The sequence below is a fragment of the Moorena sp. SIO4A1 genome (assembly GCF_010672065.1).
Taxonomy (GTDB): domain Bacteria; phylum Cyanobacteriota; class Cyanobacteriia; order Cyanobacteriales; family Coleofasciculaceae; genus Moorena.
This window is the reverse complement of sequence record NZ_JAAHHX010000749.1, coordinates 1-1,407: the sequence shown is the minus strand read 5'-3', so window position 1 is coordinate 1,407 and position 1,407 is coordinate 1. Positions and strand designations below refer to the sequence as shown.

The window sequence follows — 1,407 nt, the reverse complement described above, 5'->3', positions numbered from 1 at the left end:
TGGGAGATTATCGTGGTGCAATTTCTTTATGGAAAGAAGCGTTAAAGGTATATGAACAAAGTAATGAAGCGGCAACTATTGCAATTGTTAATGAAAATTTAGCAAGAGCCTATCAGCAGTTGGGGGATACTCAGGAAGCACTTGGCTATTGGGAGAAGGTAATTTCTTACTATCAGACTATTGGCAATTTACAGAAAGTAGGACAAGTGCTTACGGAACAAGGGCAAGCCTATAGTAATCTAGGACAACCAGGGAAAGCAATTGCGCTGTTATGCGGTGCTAATTACGACAAATCCCAAGGAAAGCTAGAGTGTTTGCCAGGAAGTGCATTACAAATTGCTCGTGAGCAACAAGATAAACTGGGGGAAGTGGCAGCATTAGGAAGTTTAGGTGAAGCTTATCGTCTCCGGGGTGATTACAACGAAGCAATCGACTATTTAGAAAGTGCCTTAGAAGAGGCAAAAATTTATAATAATCCAGCCTATATTGTTTTGGTATTAAATAGTTTAGGTAACACTCATGCAAGTCGTGCCCAACTTTGGAATTTACGTGCCAAATCTGCTGCAAAACGTGGTATTCCTAAAGGCAAGGAATTTCAAACTAATGCCAGGGAAGATTATCAGAAGGCTTTGAGCTATTTTCAATCGAGTTTTAAACAATCTCAAGAACAAGATTATAAATCGGCTCAAATGCGAAGTCTACTGAATTTAATTCAGCTTTATGAACGCACTCAAGACTTAAATTTAGTTGATTCAGCAACGATTAATGTAGATATTCAACAAGCTTTAGAATTACTCGCTCATTTACCAGATTCTGTTACGAAGGTATATGCAGCTATAGATTTAGCTAATGTACCTGATGGTGATAGTAATATTACTTCGCCCTTAACCCAGTGTTCAGTCAAGGGAAAATTAGCAGATGCACAAGCAACAACAATACTAAATCAGGCTATCGAAATTGCCCAAAGATTGCAAGCAACACGTGCTGAATCTTATGCGTTAGGTGCCCTAGGTCATTTTTATGAATGTCGTCAAGCCTATAAAAAAGCTTGGACATTAACTCAGAAAGCACTGTTATTAGCTGACCAAAATTTGCAAGCTAAAGATAGCCTTTATTTATGGGAATGGCAAGCAGGTAGGATATTACAAAAGCAGAACAAAGAGGCACAGGCGATTCCTTTCTATCAACGTGCCTATAATACCCTAGATAAAATTCGCAGTGATATTTTAATTGCAGAACGGGATTTACAATTTGACTTCCGGGATGTAATTGAGCCTGTTTATCGTCAGTTAGCCCAGTTCCGAATTGAGTTAGCTTCTCTGGATGAATAAAATCGGAATAAAGAATTAAATTTGGCCTTAGAAACGGTTAATTCTTTAAAGCTAGCAGAGCTACAAAATTATTTTG

1 protein-coding gene is annotated in these 1,407 nt (G+C 38.2%); it reads left to right on the top strand.

From position 1 onward, the window contains the following. Positions 1 to 1,331, top strand: a 1,331-nt coding sequence (locus F6K53_RS42585; protein ID WP_293086597.1) for a tetratricopeptide repeat protein, incomplete at its 5' end; no start/stop codon positions are given. Between the last annotated feature and the right edge of the window lie 76 nt (positions 1,332 to 1,407).